Annotated in this window: 13 protein-coding genes and 1 pseudogene; 13 read left to right on the top strand and 1 reads right to left on the bottom strand. The window is 44.3% G+C overall.

Annotation, left to right across the window (positions count from 1 at the left end):
* The first annotated feature begins 108 nt into the window (after nucleotides 1-108).
* From UQ64_RS11530 to UQ64_RS11465, 13 genes and pseudogenes are all read left to right on the top strand, one after another.
* Nucleotides 109-459 (top strand): metal-sensitive transcriptional regulator, encoded by a 351-nt coding sequence (locus UQ64_RS11530; RefSeq protein ID WP_060623602.1) that lies wholly within the window; start codon nucleotides 109-111, stop codon nucleotides 457-459.
* Between the two features lie 132 nt (nucleotides 460-591).
* Nucleotides 592-1,515 (top strand): hypothetical protein, encoded by a 924-nt coding sequence (locus UQ64_RS11525; protein WP_082651081.1) that lies wholly within the window; start codon nucleotides 592-594, stop codon nucleotides 1,513-1,515.
* Nucleotides 1,516-1,748: 233 nt separating this feature from the next.
* Nucleotides 1,749-2,006: a glutaredoxin family protein gene (locus UQ64_RS11520; RefSeq protein ID WP_060623601.1), complete on the top strand. Its 258-nt coding sequence runs from the start codon at nucleotides 1,749-1,751 to the stop codon at nucleotides 2,004-2,006.
* 512 nt (nucleotides 2,007-2,518) lie between these two features.
* On the top strand, nucleotides 2,519-2,707 hold the full coding sequence (locus UQ64_RS11510) for a hypothetical protein (protein WP_060623599.1): 189 nt from the start codon (nucleotides 2,519-2,521) through the stop codon (nucleotides 2,705-2,707).
* Nucleotides 2,708-2,915: 208 nt separating this feature from the next.
* Entirely contained in the window at nucleotides 2,916-3,713 is a 798-nt protein-coding gene (locus UQ64_RS11505) for an AraC family transcriptional regulator (RefSeq protein WP_245237931.1), read from the top strand.
* 208 nt (nucleotides 3,714-3,921) lie between these two features.
* Complete coding sequence (locus tag UQ64_RS11500) at nucleotides 3,922-5,226, top strand: NtaA/DmoA family FMN-dependent monooxygenase (protein ID WP_060623597.1); 1,305 nt, start codon at nucleotides 3,922-3,924, stop codon at nucleotides 5,224-5,226.
* A gap of 25 nt (nucleotides 5,227-5,251) precedes the next feature.
* Nucleotides 5,252-6,301, top strand: a complete 1,050-nt coding sequence (locus tag UQ64_RS11495) for an NAD(P)/FAD-dependent oxidoreductase (RefSeq protein ID WP_060623596.1) — start codon at nucleotides 5,252-5,254, stop codon at nucleotides 6,299-6,301.
* Between the two features lie 25 nt (nucleotides 6,302-6,326).
* Complete coding sequence (locus tag UQ64_RS11490; RefSeq protein WP_060623595.1) at nucleotides 6,327-7,271, top strand: ABC transporter substrate-binding protein; 945 nt, start codon at nucleotides 6,327-6,329, stop codon at nucleotides 7,269-7,271.
* A gap of 133 nt (nucleotides 7,272-7,404) precedes the next feature.
* On the top strand, nucleotides 7,405-9,327 hold the full coding sequence (locus UQ64_RS11485) for an AraC family transcriptional regulator (protein WP_060623594.1): 1,923 nt from the start codon (nucleotides 7,405-7,407) through the stop codon (nucleotides 9,325-9,327).
* Nucleotides 9,328-9,547: 220 nt separating this feature from the next.
* A pseudogene (locus tag UQ64_RS11480) lies at nucleotides 9,548-10,360 on the top strand (amidohydrolase family protein); the annotation flags it as partial.
* 332 nt (nucleotides 10,361-10,692) lie between these two features.
* Nucleotides 10,693-11,181, top strand: coding sequence for a YfbM family protein (locus UQ64_RS11475; protein ID WP_060623593.1), 489 nt, complete (start codon nucleotides 10,693-10,695; stop codon nucleotides 11,179-11,181).
* Between the two features lie 409 nt (nucleotides 11,182-11,590).
* Nucleotides 11,591-14,884 carry a chitinase N-terminal domain-containing protein gene (locus UQ64_RS11470; protein WP_060623592.1) on the top strand — a complete coding sequence of 1,098 codons (3,294 nt, stop codon included), beginning with the start codon at nucleotides 11,591-11,593 and terminating at the stop codon, nucleotides 14,882-14,884.
* 249 nt (nucleotides 14,885-15,133) lie between these two features.
* Nucleotides 15,134-16,126: an alpha/beta fold hydrolase gene (locus UQ64_RS11465; RefSeq protein WP_245237930.1), complete on the top strand. Its 993-nt coding sequence runs from the start codon at nucleotides 15,134-15,136 to the stop codon at nucleotides 16,124-16,126.
* 81 nt (nucleotides 16,127-16,207) lie between these two features.
* On the opposite strand, the gene UQ64_RS31255 is transcribed toward UQ64_RS11465, so the two are convergent.
* Nucleotides 16,208-16,843, bottom strand: a complete 636-nt coding sequence (locus UQ64_RS31255; protein WP_167348471.1) for a TetR/AcrR family transcriptional regulator — start codon at nucleotides 16,841-16,843, stop codon at nucleotides 16,208-16,210.
* Nucleotides 16,844-16,906 lie beyond the last annotated feature (63 nt).

Raw genomic sequence — 16,906 nt, 5'->3', positions numbered from 1 at the left:
CGAGCTCCAGTGCCTAATCAACGGAGTTGACAGGACTCCATCGAATTAACAAACTTATATTTTATGTATATAGGGGTGTGGAGTATTTTAAAAGAAAGGGGGATTCCGATGAGCAAAGAATCGATACTCTTTGAACAAGTGATACAGCAAGATCCGGGCTTTTGCTCACCTGGAGAGGATAAGCGAAAGAGCCATCATTCCGATCAAGCCAATAGCGATCTGCTCAACCGATTGAATCGAATCGAAGGACAGGTCCGTGGCATTAAAGGCATGATTGAGAAAGATATTTACTGTGACGATATGTTGAATCAGATCTCTTCGGTGCAAGCATCATTGAATGATGTCGGGAAGCTAGTACTTGAATATCATATGAAAAGTTGTGTCATCGAACGGATTCAAGTAGGGGATACGGAAGTATTAACGGAATTCATGAAGACGATCAATAAACTGATGAAATAAAGGTCGGACCGCTTCAGTAATGATACGGCTTTTATGCCATCATTATTATAGGGTAAGGGGGCTTTGCGGCTGCAGCGTGTCAAGATGCGCTCTGCATCTTCGAATTTATATTGAAACGGGGTTGCTATAACCATGAAGAAGAAGATACTCCTCGTCGCTGCTGCGGTGGTCGCTTTTAGCGTATTGGCTGCATGCGGCAAAGCGGAGGACAAGAAGCCAGCAAACGGAAATAACCCTGCCGGTCATGCAGCAAGCAGCGGGCAAGAGAGCGCCGAGAAGCATACAGGAAATGAGAAAGAGGAGGCGGGAGACATGGAGCACGGAGGTAGCCACGGCAATCATAGCGAAGCTGCGAAGCCTGCATTGGAGGATCTTAACGTATCGTTTACCTTCCCCACAGGCGCCGCAAAAGCAAACGAAGAAACGGAATTGACTATTCAAATTACGGATAAGGACGGGAAGACGGTCAATAAGTATGATATCAATCACGAGAAATTGCTTCATCTCATCATCGTCAATCACGATTTGTCATTCTTTAACCACATTCATCCCGAGTTTAAAGGAGACGGCACATTTACAGTAAACACTTCGTTCCCGGCTGGAGGTGAGTACAAGGTGTTTGCGGACTTTATTCCCACTGGCGGTGCCAATTCCACGCTTAGCGAGTGGGTGAAGGTGGAAGGCAAGGAAAGCAAACATGCCGCGATTACGCCCGAAGGGAAACTGGTGAAAGAAGTGGGTGGCAAGGAAATTGAACTGGCCTTGAGTGATACGAAACCAAACGAAGAAGTGACATTGACCTTCAACATTCGCGATGCGAAGACGAAGAAGGGGATTGATAACCTGCAGCCTTATTTAGGAGCGGTCGGCCATGTTGTGATTCTATCGAAAGATGCGAATCAATATCTTCATGTTCATCCAATCGATGAGAAAGCTACGGGACCGGACGCGAAATTCGCGACTTCTTTTCCACAAAGCGGGACGTATAAATTATGGGGACAATTTCAGCATAACGGGGAAGTGTTCACCGTACCATTCGTCGTTGATGTGAGGTAAGGCGAATGATCATGGGATAAAAGACGATACTGGCGGTATCATCTGCTATTCAAGTCGGGGGAAGTCGCTTTACGCCGAATCTGCTTACCAAGATAGGTATGATTTGTTCCTGTCGTATCCACGCGATCGATTTATACAAGGAGCAGGCGAAAGGGAAAGAAAAGTTTAGCATGTTGTGGACCGAATTAAATCGAGCAGTTAAAACAAATTAACGCGTAAAGGAGCGAACATTTATGCTGAAAATCGATTCGAAGACACCGATCAAAATTTACACGATTCCAACTTGCAGCGATTGCCGATTTGCCAAGCGCTACTTTAATGAGCATCAAATTCCCTACATCGAATTCAACTGCGAAGAAGATGTGAATTATGCGAAGGAAGTGCTGGAGCTGACAGGTAAGCAGATCGTACCGACCATTGTCATTCAAGACAAGGTGTTCGTTGGTTTCTCTGAAAACTTGAACGAGATAAGCAATCTTCTGCAAACTTGACTTCTAAAATGATGGAAGTATGGTATGCAAAGGAGATTAGCGATGAGTGCCCTTCCTATATAAGGAAGGGTTTTTTTGAATAGAGCAATTATAAAAATGTCATCGACCTCCAATGTCTAGAGTTATTTATGTGGTAAAATTAGGATAAGTGAATATTGGGAGGCGTGTAAATTGAGTCTCGAACTTGTGATGATCATTTTGTTACTGTTCTTAAATATTCCAGTTTATAAATTTTTGTATCGCGTGTTCTTTGTGGATAATGATGATTATAACGAAACAGTTAGACATACTTTTACACCTAACATCATTTCATTATTCCGAGGAGAGTATTGGAAGGATAGAATGAATACGACAAGACTTCATTTTTTTATAATTATTTGCGTTGGGATAGTTGTTTTAGAATACCTTGTTTTGAATAAAGTATTTGAAATTCTTGCATAAGCACCGCTCTATTATGGAAAACTTATGTAGTGCGAATTAACAGCATGATTCCATTTTGGGAGGATAGCATTATGACAAATCAGGATCCGCAGGAGCTTCTTAAGAGTAAACACAAGCTAGATGAGCAGAAAAGGCAGTTCACAAATTTCGCCCGAAGTGTTTCCGGTCATGGTGAAGTAGAAGCAGGCCAGGAATTCAGTAATGACCGAGTGCCTGACGATCAAAACCGCATGAAATCTGTTGAAAACAGACAAAATTGATCTTAAAAAAGCTATAAAAATAAGCCGATCCTTTTCTGGATCGGCTTAGAAAATGATTTTTACGTTGTAATGTGTTGTTTCAGTAGAAAAACTGTTCTTCTAGCAATTTTGCACACTATTGTCTATACTATTTTAAATAAATATCAGAATTGGATCTGATTTTAAAAGAAGCATGATGCTAGGAAGCAGGTGCAGAACATTGATAAATTTGGACAAATTAGCAAAAGCATTTACTAAAGGTGTCTATGAAATAGAAGATAGAAGCCGCTTAGTCATCCAGCCCAAAAGTTTATTAAGTGAATTCACCACCGTTAAGCATGGATTTCTGTTTATCATTCGCGGGGGAGCCAGAATACGTGTGAATGGAACGGTATATGAATTACGTCCAGGATCAGTTTTTCATGCGGCTCCAGGCATGCAGATGGATTCGCAGGTTATAGGACAATCAGAGCTCGAGTATTACTCACTTTTTTATAAACTGGATATGCCAGAAGAAATGAATAGTACTCACGAATTTGACTCTCATTTCAAGCTGGAGCCGGGAGCGAATCTAAAAATTATTGAGTTACTAATCATGCTCCATCAGAATGCCCATCCATTCGGAGAAATTGGAAAGCTGCGTATCAAGGAGCTGTTCTTAAGCCTAATGCATCAGGTTCTGATTGCTTGCAGTTACAAAGAGAACGACAGTTCTCCGAATCAAAGGATGGTAGACGAAGCCCTTGCGTACATTGAACTCCATTATATGAATTCACTTACACTTGGTGAGTTAGCGGAACGGCATGCAATGAGTACCAACCGCTTCTCTTACTTTTTTCACAAATATACGGGCCTGCGTCCCATCGACTATGTCGTTAATTATCGTATGGAACGAGCTTGTGACTTACTTAAAGCAGGCAATTTTCCTATCCACGAGATTGCGGACCGTGTCGGTTATGACAATCCGTTGTATTTCAGCCGATTATTTAAAAAGAAATTCGGTGTTTCTCCCTCTGCCTATAGATAATATACATATCGAGTTTCTTATACTTGAATTAAGTCTGCAGCTACTGGTGATGAACCGGAAGTGCAGACTTTTTTTATTTAGATTAAATAATGATGCATGTAGAATTTGAGATTTGTACATTTGAATTTATTTAAATTTTTGATAAACTCACCTTTGTAACTGAGAATCATTATCAGTGATTTGATTTATAAATGAAAGGCTGGTAGATATGACAGGAAACAGACAATTATGTATTGGCTTGTCCTTAAATACAACCTGGATGAAAGGAGACGGCTGGCGGCACCCGGATAGCGGAGTAGAAAAGATGGGGTCTATTGATTATTATATTGATTTGGCAAAAATGGCGGAGAATTCTAAGCTCGATTTTCTTTTTAGGGCTGATTATCTGTATGTTAGCCCGCAGATGTTAGGAGACTCCTCTAATTTTGGCAGTCCAGACCCTGCATTGTTTTTTGCAGCGATAGCCCGTGAAACCGAGCGGATCGGACTCGTAACGACGATTTCTACCACTTTTAACCCGCCGTATGTTGTTGCAAGACAGCTTCAGTCCTTACACTGGCTGAGCAATGGACGTGCCGGCTGGAATATTGTCACTTCTATTGAAGGCGCCGATAATTTCAGCGATTTACCTATGCCGTCACCGGAAGAGAGATATGCCAAAGCAATGGAGTTCACAGATGTTGTATGCAAGCTTTGGGAGAGTTTTCCGAATGAAGCGATTGTTATCGATCGTCAGTCAGGTATGTTTTCAGATAAGGATAAAGTGACTGCCATTAATCATTCCGGTGATTTTTTCAGTGTAAAAGGGCCGATTACTTTGCCTGCTCACAAGTCAGGAACGCCTCCGTTATTTCAAGCTGGTTCTTCGGATATTGGACGGAATTTCGCCTCTTCTGTAGCTGATGCTATTTTTGCGGCAATGCCGGATATCGAATCGGGAGTGGAACTAAGGAATGATCTGAGAAGAAGAGCGGTTGAACAGGGGCGTGATCCGGATGACATCAGAGTTTTGCCGGGCTTATATTTTTTCCTGGCCGATACGCGCGAAGAAGCACTTGAATTACATAAGACAGCACATGCGAATTTAAGTCTTGAACGCAGACATGCTGCGCTTAAATCGGTGTTGGGTCTTGATTTAAGCGGTTTTCCCTTAGATGGGCGCGTAACTGCCGATATGCTACCCGATCCCGGTCAGGCCGTCCGCAGTCGGACACATGCCGAACTGTTGCGGCGCTATATTATAAAAAACCAGCCCACAGTGAAAGAGATCCTGGACAGGCCGGAGGTTGTCGGATCTGCACATTGGGTATCTGTCGGGACAGTCGAGGATGTACTGAACGATATTATTGACCGGTTTGAAGCGGGGGCTATAGATGGTTTCATCGCCCTGCCAGGCGGTTCAGAACAATCTATGGAGTTGTTTTTTGAGAAGTTGGTGCCGGAGCTGGTTGAAAGAGGTTTATTCCGGAGCGAATATACGGGAAGCACTTTCCGTGAGCATTTAGGGATTTAAAAAAGAGAAATGAGGCGATTGAACGATGAATGAAGAGGAATTGTTTGATGTTACGATTATTGGCGGCGGTCCGGCCGGATTATTTGCTGCATTTTATAGTGGACTCCGTGAAATGAAAACCAAAATCATTGAATTCCAGCCCGTACTTGGCGGCAAGGTGCATGTCTATCCGGAAAAGATGATCTGGGACGTAGGAGGCTTACAACCTATTCTTGGCTCGCAGCTTATTGAACAAATGATTGCTCAAGGGATGACGTTCCATCCGGAGGTTGCTTTTAGTGAAAAGGTCACATCCATCTCGAAAGATGAAGCAGGTTACTTTATTTTACACACGGCCGCAAATCGGAAGCATTTCACTAAAACTGTGATATTGGCCATTGGAGGAGGCATTCTGAAGCCGATCAAGCTCGAAATCGAGGGTGCTGAAAGATTCGAAATCACAAATTTGCATTATACGGTGAAGTCACTTGCCCGCTTTAAAGAGAAGACTATCCTAATATCGGGAGGTGGCCATTCTGCTGTTGACTGGGCGAATGAACTGGCTCCGATTGCCAAAAAGGTGTTTCTGACGTACCGGAAAGAGAACTTAAAAGGGCATGAAGCCGATATTTCACGCTTGGCAAACAATGGCGTAGAGTGCTTGTTAAATACTTCAATCGAAAAATTGATTGCCACACCGGATCATGAAAGAATAGGGACTGTACTGCTTAAAAGTAATGACAACGGAGAGGCATTAGAGCTGTCTGTCGATGAGGTCATCATTAATCACGGTTATGAGCGCGACAAAGAACTGCTTGTTAACAGTGAGATTAAAATTGATCTGTGGGAAAACCGTATTTCAGGCTCAGCAATGAGCGGGACATCCGTGCCGGGTATTTATGCGGCAGGTGATGTTCTACATCATGATGGCAAACTGCACCTGATCGCGGGGGCATTCCAGGATGCTGCCAATGCGGTAAACCAAGCCAAACAATACATCACACCGGAGGCACATTCGTCCGGGATGGTGTCTTCGCATAATGACCTGTTCACGCAGAAAAACCGTGATTTAATGAAGCATTTATACAGACAGTAATGATAACAACTCAAGGGGGAGCCAAATGAATAGACTATTTGGATGGATTGCATCCTTAATTATACTTGCAGGATTACTGGCTGGATGTTCCGAAACTTCAGTCATACCTGCACCTGAGGTCGGCAAAATCGAAGAGGCGGGATGGCCAAGAACAATTGCGGATGCCAGCGACAATGGCGTGGTGCTCAAGACACGACCTGAGCGGATAGCAGTGCTTCATCCCTTGTATTTAGATTACTTTTTTGCTCTAGATACTCCTCCAATCGCATCAACTAACGCAGCTGAAGCTATGAAAGATTTCGCTACTTTACAGCCTTATGCCGGAACTGCTGAGATTATTGATTTGGGCAGCAGCAATGCGAATCTGGAAATGATCATGGATGCAAAGCCTGATGTGATTGTAACCTTCAAGGGTTCTGTGGATAATTATGAGGAGTTGAATAAGATTGCACCTGTCATCTTAATTGACTACACCGATACCTGGGAAAAAACGACGATGCTGTGTGCTCAGATTGTTGGTAAAGAGACGTTAGCGGAACAAGCCATTAAAGAAACCCAAGAAATGATTGCAAATACGAAAAAGCAGTTAAGTAGTCTTGAGAATAAGACCTTTGCCTTGCTGCGAGTCGACGGAAAAGCTAACTTTAATGCTCAAGGCTCTAAAAACACAATGTACTACAATCAAACTGTGGGCTTTGGGCTGTTGCCACCGAAGGGATATCCTGAAGAGGGAGGGGCACTTTCTCTGGAGGGGATATACAGCATGAATCCTGATTATATTATTATCCAGCATGATATGGATATCGCAAAGGCAGCCATCAAGGATAAGGAAGCTTCGAAAGCGTGGAACTCACTTGAAGCAGTGAAAAACAATCATGTTCTTATCTTTGATAATTCACTAAATAGCGCAAGTATACTAGCTGTCCGTTTGGCCGCAGATCATTTTCTGCAATTGGCGGCAGAACAATAATTTATTATCAAAAATCCGATTGACGCTTCTGGGCGCAATCGGATTTTTGTTATTAAGATAAATATCTTGACTGTTATCGATAATGGTTATCATTTATGATGAGTATTAGACAGATAACGGAGGGGTAGTCATTATGCGCAAAAGCAATCAAATATTGCTTTGGGATCAAGCGACGGTCAAGTTATTGGATGTGCGCCATATTGAAAGGGTTCAAGGCGAAATTCTTCATAAGTATAAGATTCCTGCCAGTATATTTTTACTTTCGGTACATGGGAGCGCTCAAGTTCAGTTAGATCAGTCTGAATTTTCTTTTACAGGATTTCAAGTCCTGCATAGCGGGAAAGGGGCGACACTCAATATTGTTCCGACAAGCAAGAATTTTGTTTACTATATCATCTATTACCGTGCATCGATTCAAGAAGAGGATCTGTTCCAAACACAATATTGTTTTTCCCCTGATGCACCCATTTTACTTTATAACAAAATGCAATTGATGCATCAAAAATGGAACGAGCAAGAAGAGAGACTCAATGTAAGATCACTCTTTTATCAATTCATTCATCAGGTTTTAAAAGAATTACATAGAAAAGAGACTGAAGTGAAACAAACAAGTGTTGCAGTCCAAGTAATCACCTATATCCAGGAGTACTATGCGGAGCCAATTACATTAGATTCTCTTGCCGAAGTATTTAATTTCAGCGCTTATCATTTGTCATCCTTGTTTAAAGAGTACACAGGTATGAGTCCGATTGATTACTTAATTCGTTTTCGGCTTGAACTTGCAACAGAGCTTTTAAAGTCAACAGATGCTTCTGTCGGGGAAATTTCAGCAAGCGTTGGTTATAAAGACGTTTATTATTTCAGCCGAATTTTTAAGAAAAGAAAAGGTGTATCACCTGCTCATTTTAGAACAAGAGAGATACAGCGACCTAAAGTTGCTGAAAGTCCATCAAACTTCCCCACATCCTCTATTTTTGAATACATCATTCAACAGTATATTAATAATGATAATCATTATCATGATACAGAAAAAGGGGAATTACATATGTTTAAAATGTCAAAATCTCAGACGACTGCAGCTTTGCTGCTTTGCGGTTCTCTATTATTAAGTGCGTGCTCAAGTGGGACAGGCATACCAGCCAAGGAACAAAGTGAGGGCAATGGAACCGCAAAACAAGTAACATCAGAAGAAAGTTCGAACACTCGAATAGTATCAACGCCTAAGGGAGATGTGGAAATACCAGCAGAGCCGAAAAGAGTAGCGGCTGACCAATATATGGGGCATTTATTGAAATTAGGAATTGTTCCAATCGGTGCAAGAACGTTTATGCTTGATGAAGGTTGGATGGAAAAGGCGGAAATTCCAAAAGAAACGATAAAGAAAATTGAAGATTTAGGTGATTTCCCTTTAAACCTGGAAAAATTAACGATGCTAGATCCGGACTTAATTATCGGTTCGATCGATGAGAACATAGAACAATATGAGAAAATTGGAACGACTGTTTTTCTGCCTTATTGGGAGGGGTTAAAAACAGCAGGGCCGCTTGATAAATTTAGGGGTGTAAGCAAGATCTTCGGAAAAGAAAAAGAAGCAGAAGAATGGATTACGGAATACGAACAGAAAGTAGCTGAAGCTAAGTTGAAACTCGCCGGGGTTATAAAGGAAGGGGAAACCGTCTCGATTGTTCAGTTTTCACAAAAGGCGGTGTACGTCTTAGCGGCAAAGGGAGGAAATTATGGTTCTTCCACTATATACGATATGCTGCAGCTGCCTCCAACAGAAAGTGCAAAAAATATGGCGGAGGGGTTTGAATCGATTTCACTTGAAGTTCTTCCAGAATACTTAGGTGATTATATTTTTGTTTATAATGGTGATGCGGATGCAACCAATAAAGCAATGGAAAGTAACATATGGAAAGGCATCCCTGCAGTGAAAAAAGGCAAAGTATATTTGTATGATGATAATTATCATGATGAATTCGTAATGGAGGATCCTTTTTCACTAGAGCTACAGCTTGATACGATTGTGAATTTATTACTTGGGACTACTAAATAGTTTAATAGGCCGTTCCTGATAGGAAGTGAGATACTCCGAAAGTGAGGTTATCCGGTTGCACATAAGGCTTTGCCTTATGCAACTGCCTTGGTCGACATCATACAAGCAAAAATTCCAAGTACAGCATTCAAAAGAGGATTTTAATCAATGGATATTAATGACATTGTCATCCATAGGCTTTTCTAAAATAATAGAGTGTAATTGAATACTGGTGGCCTTCCTGACGCATGAAGACGTCAAAACGCGTTCCAAAACTGCACTGAAGTGGCAGATCGCGCAGGGTATCCAGCATGTACGAACACATGTGGACGTCACTGATCCTAGCTTGACGGACGTTAAAGCGATGCTTGAAGTGAAAGAAGAACTGGCACCATTCATTGACATCCAGCTTGTCGCTTTTCCACAGGAAGGTATTCACTCCTACCCGAATGGCGTGGAATTACTAGAAGAGTCGCTGAAAATGGGCGTTGACGTAGTGGGTGGTATTCCACAGACATCCATTGCGACGAAATCGATGACGAGCAATCCCGTTTCTTGGAAGTCGTAGCTAAGAAGCCTACGAGCGCGGGCTTGGTTCCCGCACGACAGCAAGCCACACGACAGCGATGGGGTCATACAATGATGCATATACGTACAAATTGTTTAGATTACTGAAGCTGGCCTTAATGTATGCTTCGGTCATGATGATATCTTTGATCCATGGTATCCGCTAGGCACAGGTAACATGCTTCAGGTGCTGCACATGGGCATTCATGCTTCTCAGTTGCTCGGATACGATCAAATCGTTAATTCGATCGATCTTATTACGAAAAATAGTGCAAGAACGTTGAATATGGAGGATATGTACGGCATTGAAGAAGGTAAACCTGCCAACTTCATCGTTCTTGAAGCAGAGAACGAGTATGAGACCATTCGTAAACAGGCCGGAGTACTTTATTCGTTCAGAGCCGGCCGCAAAATCGCGGAAACAAAGCCACGGGACACTTCGATCATTCTTGAGAACGGTTCGGAGAAGATTACTTTCAATAAATAATAGAATCAAGCATGCGCTACATCACGCAGAGCTTGCGTTTTAGCCGAAAATCCCCTCATGTTAGACAGGGCTATAAGAGATCACATAATCGAGAACTCTTCCTGCATGCATGAGGGGATTTTTTTGTTTCTTGTGTAGGACACAGCTTATGAATCAGTACTTCAACACAGTAAAATTTGCTGTACATTGAAAAGAGAAAAAAAGTGGGAATTTATATATATTGGTTGTGATAACCGTTTTTCAATAGACGATGTTTCACTCAGCTAACAGGCAGTTTACAATAGCAGTGTATGGAAATTTATGGGGTTAAACATGGAAAGAAGGTTGAGAACATGGGAATGCGTGGATATTACTTTGCAATGGATGACAATCTGGTGCAGAAAATCGCAGCAGGAGACATTGCATTGAAGAGTTTGAAAATAGACGATTATCCCGGACTGGACATTGATAGATCCTGGGAGGCGATTCACTACTTGCTTTGTGGAGGTATTTCCGATGGAGATGCCCCTCTTGGCTATGTTGTTCCACTGACGTCAGATAGAGGCATCGATTTTGGCTCATACGGGGCGTTTTCCTTACGTGCCGAGCAAGTTGCAGAAGCGCTTCAGGCTATGTCTACGCTGGATGAAGCACAGCTCCGCTTGCGGTATGATTTCCTGGCCATGGTCAAGAACGAGGTATATCCTCTTGAGCCTGATACTGTTTCAGACGAGGATGAGGATGAGTTCTTTGCTTACATACTTCAGCATTTTAACGAAATCCGGCGTTTCTACAGTCAAACTGTAGCCAAGGGCAATGGTCTCATCTTCTATATTTTCTGATTCCAATAATTTGAATCATTCAGGGGCTAATATATCAAATAGTGCTAAACTAACGTGAAACTTTAGTTCAATTAAACAGTGACAGTCTAGGACTATATTTTTCGTCCTTTGCTGTCGCTGTTTCAATTCTAGGGTCAGTCGAATACTTTACTTGCCGCTGACAGTTGTTATATTTTTGTAGAAACACTTAGGACGTTCCGGACCAAAACTCCAGTATGACTAAGACTTTTTTCATAGCTTATTTTCAAGATTCGACCTTGTTTACACCCACTGTATAGGCCGAAAGTATAAATTTACAACACTTTACATAAATCTATGTTTTTCCTAATCCTTATGAGATAGCATATTAGACGAAAGCGGTGGACAATTATGGAAAAATCCGCCGATCTATATCATAAGGAGGAAGGTTATGAAGGAGAAGCATTCAGGTTGGAAAAAGAAGCTGCTAAAAAGCATGCTGGTTGCATCTGTTGCGGTACCTCTGCATTTGTTCGCATACGGAGCCGGCTCGGCGATATACGCTGAGGGGCCAAGCGACCCCGCGCCATTCATTGAAGCCAAAGTGGTCAACGAGCATGCAGGCCAGAAAATTCTGTTCGACAATACCCACGCGCAGACAGCCGGAGCGGCTGACTGGGTTATCGATGGTGCTTTTTCCGACTTTGGCAATGCGCTTGCGCAGGAAGGCTATTACGTCAAGGAGCTTCGTAAGAGCACTCCGATTACGCTAGGCGATCTTTCCAGCTATGACGTCTTCGTCGTGGCCGAATCTAACATTCCATATAAATCCAGCGAGCAGGCAGCTATGGCGGAATACGTGGAGAACGGCGGCAGCATCTTCTTCATTGGCGATCATTACAATGCGGACCGCAATAAGAACCGTTGGGACGGCAACGAGGCATTCAATGGTTACCGCCGCGGAGCTTGGGACAACCCGACCAAAGGCATGAGCACCGAAGAGGCCGGTACCGCAGCAATGCAAGGCGTGGTCAGCTCCGACTGGCTGGCAGAAGAGTTCGGCGTCCGGTTCCGCTTCAATGCGCTCGGTAACATTAATGCGACCAACATTGTGGCTCCCGATCAGGCTTTCGGTATTACATCAGGAGTATCAAGTGTAGCCATGCATGCCGGCTCCACACTGGCAATCCTCGATCCGACCCGGGCGAAGGGCATCGTCTATCTGCCGAAAACCAACAATGCTTGGGGCAACGCGGTGGACCAAGGTGTCTACAATGGTGGCGGTGTAGCGGAAGGTCCTTATGTGGCCGTGGCGAAAAAGGGTGCTGGCAAAGCCGCCTTTCTAGGTGACTCCTCCCCAGTCGAGGATGCCACACCGAAGTATTTGCGCGAGGATACCGGTGCCAAAAAAACGACTTACGATGGTTTCAAGGAGGTTGACGATGCTGAACTCCTGGTGAACACCGTTAACTGGCTCGCCGAACAAGAGAGTTATACTGATTTCACCAAGGTAAGTGGCCTGACGCTGGATCAGCCGACACAGCTGCTGCCGTTCGAAGAGCCGGCACTTTCCACCGAGCCGCAGCCAGAGCCATGGGCCGCGCCGAACGCCGGATATAAATGGTATGACCGCACCACCTTCAAGGCGGGCTCCTTCGGCGGACCTGCGGCTACAGCAAGTGCGGTGTACAATTTCACACACCAGACGGTGCTGCCGAACGCGCAGAATTTCCAGATTCGTGTCAGCGCAGATAATCTCCCTGCCAATACGAGCGTATCAGGCTTCCAATTGGGCATCTACCAGGTGAGTAGCGGTGCCCAGATCGCCAAGATCCAGAACAGTGACGGCACTTGGCCGAGTAGTTATGCTTACAGCGCCAACTTTAGCCTTACATCAGACTTGAACGGTCATGCCTACAAAGATCTGACCGTGCAGATCAAACCGGGCACCACGGCTGCATCCAACTTGCGTCTGCGCCAGAACGGAACGAACCTGAAGACCGAATCGGTAACACTCGGTAACGTCCCAGCAGAACCGCTTCCGGACGAGGAAGATCCGATTCCGGCGACTGTTTCCATCGGCGAAGCCCGGACCAAGATCGTCGGATCCTTGGTGACGGTTGAGGGCGTCGTAACGACTGAGCCGGGTATTTTCGGCGGGCAAACCTTTTATCTGCAGGATGAGACAGGCGGTCTTTATGTCTACCAGAGCCAAAGTGGCTTCCATGCCGGCGACACGGTCAAGGCAACAGCGTCCACGGCACTGTATAATTCGGAGCAGGAGTTGACCGAAGTTGTACAGATCGAGAAGACTGGCACTTCGGAGCTGCCCAAGGCCGTTGCCGTATCAGAGGTGAACGATACCAATCAAGGTCAACTGCTCAAGCTTAAAGATGTGACAGTGACGAATATTATCACTGCCGCTCCAAGCGGTTCCTTTGAATTTGACGCTGTCGCCGATAGCGGGACAAGCAATCACATCCGGGTGGATGCCCGGACGGGCGTCACGAAAGACAGCTTCCCTTATGCGGAAGGACAGAAGCTCGATATTACGGGCGTAGCCGCGATCTTCAAAGACGTATACCAACTCAAGCCTAGAAGTCTCGGAGACTTCAGCATTGTGGAAGAAGTGGAGGCTCCGGTAACGATGGCGACGCTGTCGGCGAATCCGAACGCTGCCGGCTGGTTGAACCAGCCCACTGAAGTGACCCTGAAGGCTGACTCCGATACAGCTAAGGTTTATTATTCACTGAACGGTAGCACGGAAACCGTATACAGCACTCCGTTGGCCGTAAACAAAGATGGACGGCATACGCTGTCTTACCATGCGGTTTCGGGCAAGGGCAAGGTAGAAGAGACTAAGACACTGAGCCTTAATATCGACACGGTTTCACCGACAGCGGAGCTGACGGAGTCCGGTCATGCGGTCGGCGATGTGGAAATGGAAGCCCAGCTTAAGTTTGTATTGGCTGCCGAAGATCACCTGTCTGGCGTGGTCACCAAGCAGCTTCTGCTGGATGGACAACCCATAGCCGACGGACAGATCCTGAACGCTGCGGAGCTGGGTGCCGGGTCCCATACTGTAAACTACGTCGTAACCGATGCCGCAGGCAACACTGCCGAAAAGAGCTACACGTTCCAAATTACTGGCGGAGCGGCACTCGCAACTGACAAGCCTGGACAGCCGGTGTTGTCCTCGAACAGCGGCTACGGTGGACTCAGTGAAGGCAACTTTACCGTCACCATGAACCTCTGGTGGGGCAATAACGCTACCAGCTACAAGCTATATGAGAATGGCACGCTGATCGATTCCAAGTCTCTGAAGGATGTATCTCCGTCCGCCCAGACGGCAAGCACAGCGCTTCACGGTAAGCTGAACGGCACATATATATACACAGTGGAGCTAACCAACAAATACGGCACAACCAAGAGCCAGCCGCTCACAGTGACGATCCGCGACGCCGCTCCGGGCAAGCCAGTCCTGGCCCATGACAACTGGGACGGAGACGGCTCCTATAAAGTAACGATGAATCTGTGGTGGGGCACTAACGCTACAGAGTACCGCCTTTATGAGAACGGGCAACTGATCGACACGCAAGCGCTAAACACCAACACGCCTTCGGCGCAGAGCGCTTCGACTGACGTCTCTGGTCGTGCTTCCGGTATGTATGAATACCGGGTGGAGCTGGTTAATACAGCGGGAGAGACCATAAGTGATACCATCAAGGTAACCGTCAGCAATTAATATAAGATGAGCGTTTAAATCTTGTGCGAAGTATTCCAAGGTGTTGCATATGAAAAAATATATGTAAAATCATACGATTAGAACAACCTAGGGTTCACGCCTTAGGTTGTTTTAGTTTTGATTTCAATTCATTTATGGCTTGTTCATATTCCGTTCATATTGTCGTCACGAAGAGTACATCTTGGTTGATTACACTGTGAATATGTCGTCAAAGCGGCACTTCAGATACAGGGACAAGGAAGGGAAGAGATGAACGTGGCAAATATGGTGGAAATAAAAACAACTGGGACTAAGAGCACTAAGAGCCACAAGAAACGGAACCTATGGTTAAAAATAATCGGAGGTATTGTAGGGGCGCTCGTGCTGTTCATAGGCATCGTTTTTATCGTTGATGCAATCAGCGATGGGGTAGAGAAAAAGAAAATCGAATCCTATGGCCAGTATGTCAATGTGGATGGGAAAAAGATGAATGTACTCATTCAAGGCAGCGGAGAACAAACCGTTGTACTCCTACCGGGACAAGGAACCCCGTCACCTGCACTTGATTTCAAATTGCTGATCGATGAAATTACCCCTAATTATAAAGTCGTGTTAGTCGAGCCTTTCGGTTATGGTTTGAGCGATGAAACCGAGAAGGAAAGAACGACGGAGAATATAGTAAGTGAGGTTCACGAAGCTCTGCAGCAACTGGGTATTGACAGATACATTCTAATGGGACATTCCATCACGGGACTTTACGGAGCATCCTATGTGAACACCTATCCAGATGAAGTTCTTGCTTTTGTCGGCATCGATAGCAGCGTTCCCAATCAACCCGGGATGGATGTCAAATTACCTTTGAAATCGATGCAATTTCTTCAAAAATCAGGTCTGATGAGATTGATCCAAAAAGTGAGCGGAGATCCGTATGAATCGCTTGCATTCGATGAGCATACCAAAGAACAGATGCGTTTGATTTCGAATCAAGTCGCGGGCAATCCAACGTTGATGAATGAATTGAGCCATCTCGGTTCCAATTTCAAAAATGGACAACAACTCACAATCCCAAATAATTTGCCGTTGCTTCTTTTCGTTCAATCGAATAATGAGCACAATAAACAGTGGATTCCCCTGCATGAGGAGCAAGTCAAACAATCCGCACAGGGCAAAATGATACCGATGGAAGGTTCACATTACCTGCATCATACAAAATACAAAGAAATCGCCGAGGAATTCAAAGCTTACATGAAACAAATCCAATAGTATGGTTGATAATTAAGCTGCGGAGCCGAAATTGGTTCCGTGGTTTCTTTGTTTTTACATTAAAAATACGATTTTTAAACCTTATTCCTGGGACATTGGCGTATAGTATACATCAAGACAAATCTTGGTCATTTCGTCAATGGATTTTGCAAAGTCGGATTGTATCCATTTGAGGAGAACATTATAGAGGGCCCCCGCTTTAAAGTATATTCGGTACACATTCTCATCGCTTTTATCGTGAGCAGTAGAGAGCATCATTTCATTCAAGCAATCCAGAATCACATGATCCAACTTTGCGCTTTGAAGTGCTTTGTAGATGTTACGCTGTTGAAAAATAACTTCAAAAAGCAATTTGATGAATTTTCGAGGTTCATTGGCTTTGCCTGTTATTTCATTGGTGTAAGGCAAGAGTTTTTGATTGATTTCGAATATAAGCGAATCGACCAAATCCACCAGGATCTCTTGCTTGGAGGAATAGTTGTTGTAATAGGCCGTTCGAGAGACCCCTGCGCGCTTCACAATATCGGTGATGGTGATTTTGTTAAAAGGCTGTCCCTGGATCAAGAAGACTAATGCCGTGCAAATAGCTTCTCTTGTCAAACGGTTGGTTTCTTTATTGGAATGATGCTGAGAGGTATTTGGACTGTATAATTCATGATTTGAGATGACATTTCCCCTCCGTTTGTACATTCTGGTGTTCGTTTTATTGTTTTTCATGAGTCTTTTCAATATGCTAATACCATAAGGCATTACAAATGTAATGTCAAAATAGTAGTTAGT

This window comes from Paenibacillus etheri, assembly GCF_001012825.1.
In the GTDB taxonomy this organism is placed as follows: domain Bacteria; phylum Bacillota; class Bacilli; order Paenibacillales; family Paenibacillaceae; genus Paenibacillus_AQ; species Paenibacillus_AQ etheri.
The sequence above is the reverse complement of the archived record's forward strand: the minus strand, read 5'-3'. Positions and strand labels throughout refer to the sequence as shown.

What these genes read in the sequence shown, in the direction of transcription:
- UQ64_RS11530 (WP_060623602.1), top strand. Translation starts at nt 109, where the DNA reads ATGAGCAAAGAATCGATACTCTTTGAACAAGTGATACAGCAAGATCCG.
- UQ64_RS11525 (WP_082651081.1), top strand. Translation starts at nt 592, where the DNA reads ATGAAGAAGAAGATACTCCTCGTCGCTGCTGCGGTGGTCGCTTTTAGC.
- UQ64_RS11520 (WP_060623601.1), top strand. Translation starts at nt 1,749, where the DNA reads ATGCTGAAAATCGATTCGAAGACACCGATCAAAATTTACACGATTCCA.
- UQ64_RS11510 (WP_060623599.1), top strand. Translation starts at nt 2,519, where the DNA reads ATGACAAATCAGGATCCGCAGGAGCTTCTTAAGAGTAAACACAAGCTA.
- UQ64_RS11500 (WP_060623597.1), top strand. Translation starts at nt 3,922, where the DNA reads ATGACAGGAAACAGACAATTATGTATTGGCTTGTCCTTAAATACAACC.
- UQ64_RS11495 (WP_060623596.1), top strand. Translation starts at nt 5,252, where the DNA reads ATGAATGAAGAGGAATTGTTTGATGTTACGATTATTGGCGGCGGTCCG.
- UQ64_RS11490 (WP_060623595.1), top strand. Translation starts at nt 6,327, where the DNA reads ATGAATAGACTATTTGGATGGATTGCATCCTTAATTATACTTGCAGGA.
- UQ64_RS11485 (WP_060623594.1), top strand. Translation starts at nt 7,405, where the DNA reads ATGCGCAAAAGCAATCAAATATTGCTTTGGGATCAAGCGACGGTCAAG.
- UQ64_RS11475 (WP_060623593.1), top strand. Translation starts at nt 10,693, where the DNA reads ATGGGAATGCGTGGATATTACTTTGCAATGGATGACAATCTGGTGCAG.
- UQ64_RS11470 (WP_060623592.1), top strand. Translation starts at nt 11,591, where the DNA reads ATGAAGGAGAAGCATTCAGGTTGGAAAAAGAAGCTGCTAAAAAGCATG.
- UQ64_RS11465 (WP_245237930.1), top strand. Translation starts at nt 15,134, where the DNA reads ATGAACGTGGCAAATATGGTGGAAATAAAAACAACTGGGACTAAGAGC.
- UQ64_RS31255 (WP_167348471.1), bottom strand. Translation starts at nt 16,843, where the DNA reads ATGAAAAACAATAAAACGAACACCAGAATGTACAAACGGAGGGGAAAT.